Consider the following 2,184-nt stretch of genomic DNA (forward strand, 5'->3'; position numbering starts at 1 on the left):
CTAATGACGGTTGATTCATCACCTTCTAATTCAAATTCATGTTGTAAACCTAAATCTCTACATTGAACCCATTTCATAATAAAGCCTCCTAAATAAAAATGTAGTGTTGTTTTCGTTTTGTTAATTAAAACTATAAAGAAAATAAATACACCAGTAAGCAATTATTATAGTTATGAAAAACTTAGTAATATCAAAAAAAGTTTTCTTAGCTTCTCTATTTATTTCATCTAGTGGTTTATTTTCAGATAACACCGATGATTCTGCTAGTGAAAGTGTCCAAACATATAAGACGAACAAGCTAATTGATAATGAAGATATGCTTGTGAATTTACTTATATCTCCGTGAGAGTTTATAAACATGAGAACATAAATAAACGAAACGAAAATTAATAACGAAGATATTATTAGTGACGTATTCGCTACAATTTTTGACAACATCAACCTGGCATTCATTTTAACTCTCCTTAATTTATTACAATTCATGTATCCACTGCGTTATTTATGTCGTGCTGCGTCATAAATTCTACGAGTTCTTCAGAAATAGGTTTCCACTCTGCATCTGTGAAAAACTCGTCATTATAAAAGGTCAAATACTCATTTTCCTTTACATCATAAAAGAACCCTATTATCTTTTTACCATTAAGATAATCACCGTTTCCACATGGATAAAATACACCTTCTGTAATTTCTTTATATAAGTGGTCAATATCAGAAGAATCCATATTATCAGAAGGATCTTCATCGCTTAAATATGCGTTCATACCAATATCAAGAATAAAAAAACACTTTGTTTTTTTACTGGGCTTAATTTTCATATTACTTCCCCTTTGTAGTTGTCCGTATTACGCAGCAAGATAGCGTTTGATTTGTTCTCCTGCCCATTTACCCATTTGAACTGGAACAGCGTTCCCAATCTGTTTATACGCATCATTATCTGTACCTTCAAATTCAAACCAATCAGGAAATCCTTGTAACCTCGCATATTCTTTAACTGAATACGGTCTAATAGATTTACCATCATTTATTAATCTAGTTGATCTGTCTTTGGAATAATGAGCTACACAAGTTGGTGCAATATCATCTAAAGTTGATATGATAGGCTTATCTCTATAAGTACCGTTAATTCTATTTTGAACGTATTTAGGGGTTGTATTGTTCAATAACGTTCAGACATTAGTTCTTTTACAATCTTACCTTTTTCATCTAACTCATAATCAAACCATTGTTGACAATCATCATTATCACATTCTAAATAATCCTTATCTGAATCGTACTCACTAGAGCTATATGGTCGTTTATATATCTTGTTGTCTTTTGTGATTTTGTGACGATAAACAGATTCTGTTTCTTTATAAAGCTCCAACTCTCCTATTTTGCATTTTGGGCATTTAATCTTGATCACTCCTTCACACAGGGGTCTATTCGGTACTTTCCTTGTTTTTCTCGCTAACCAGTGTTTCCTGAACAATATCATTGATTGCTTCAATTCTACCTTGATACCACCAATGTTTTTTGGTATTTAATCTATGTTTGTTCTTTTTATGTATATAAAAATCTTTAATTTCTTTTAATCGATTGTGATTGATTTGGAAAGTTTCATTATCTTTCACAATAATATTAGAATGGGTATTATTTGTTTTAAAACCTTCAAAGTCTATAGAATTTCCTTCTATCTCCTGGAGTACATCTTTTATAGTCTCAATCTTTCCTTGGTACCACCAAGCACCTTTACTTTTATATTGGTAGATATCTTTTTTACTCAGATAAAACTCTTTAAATTCTAAAAGTCGCTCGATAATATCATGCAAGTAGCAATCATCTCCTTTAATGACTCTATACATTTCTCGTTCTAAAAATATTGACTTTAATTTCCTTCTTTTAATTGCTCGATCAATTCTTCTCTACTCATTTCACCCATAGCAACTTTACGAATAACTTCTTTATCTTCTTCAGTTACTTCAAAGCCCTCAATTTCCAATTGATGCTTAACATGAGCGAATGATTGCTCAAATTCTTCTTGAGATAGCTTTTTCATTCCCTACACCAACTTTCAATGATTGTTTACGTTTATGTAATAGAGTTGGAGAGGCAAAGGTCCTCTCCAATGTCCCCTATAATCCTGACGCTTTATTTTCAAATGAAGCTGGGTCTATTTTAGTTCTTCCATTATTAATGACATTCTTA

Annotated in this window: 5 protein-coding genes; all 5 read right to left on the bottom strand. The window is 31.4% G+C overall.

Features of this window, described 5'->3' with window-relative positions; genetic code table 11:
• Positions 1-479 precede the first annotated feature (479 nt).
• Genes ACTWQB_RS17110 through ACTWQB_RS17130 form a run of 5 tightly spaced genes read right to left on the bottom strand, consistent with a single transcriptional unit; the run spans position 480 to position 2,035 of the window.
• The gene (locus tag ACTWQB_RS17110; protein WP_443140367.1) at positions 480-815 is read right to left on the bottom strand and encodes a hypothetical protein; all 336 of its coding nucleotides are present in this window, start codon (positions 813-815) and stop codon (positions 480-482) included.
• Between the two features lie 27 nt (positions 816-842).
• On the bottom strand, positions 843-1,160 hold the full coding sequence (locus ACTWQB_RS17115) for a DNA cytosine methyltransferase (protein WP_443140368.1): 318 nt from the start codon (positions 1,158-1,160) through the stop codon (positions 843-845).
• Positions 1,157-1,363, bottom strand: coding sequence for a hypothetical protein (locus ACTWQB_RS17120; RefSeq protein WP_443140369.1), 207 nt, complete (start codon positions 1,361-1,363; stop codon positions 1,157-1,159). The genes ACTWQB_RS17115 and ACTWQB_RS17120 overlap by 4 nt, the downstream gene beginning before the upstream one ends.
• A gap of 55 nt (positions 1,364-1,418) precedes the next feature.
• Positions 1,419-1,808, bottom strand: a complete 390-nt coding sequence (locus tag ACTWQB_RS17125) for a hypothetical protein (RefSeq protein WP_443140370.1) — start codon at positions 1,806-1,808, stop codon at positions 1,419-1,421.
• Positions 1,809-1,864: 56 nt separating this feature from the next.
• On the bottom strand, positions 1,865-2,035 hold the full coding sequence (locus ACTWQB_RS17130) for an antitoxin VbhA family protein (RefSeq protein WP_443140371.1): 171 nt from the start codon (positions 2,033-2,035) through the stop codon (positions 1,865-1,867).
• Between the last annotated feature and the right edge of the window lie 149 nt (positions 2,036-2,184).

It is taken from the genome of Piscibacillus sp. B03 (genome assembly GCF_052246295.1).
Taxonomy (GTDB): Bacteria; Bacillota; Bacilli; order Bacillales; family Alkalibacillaceae; genus Piscibacillus.

Coding starts and splice junctions, on each gene's coding strand:
- ACTWQB_RS17130 (WP_443140371.1), bottom strand. CDS start 2,035: ATGAAAAAGCTATCTCAAGAAGAATTTGAGCAATCATTCGCTCATGTT.
- ACTWQB_RS17110 (WP_443140367.1), bottom strand. CDS start 815: ATGAAAATTAAGCCCAGTAAAAAAACAAAGTGTTTTTTTATTCTTGAT.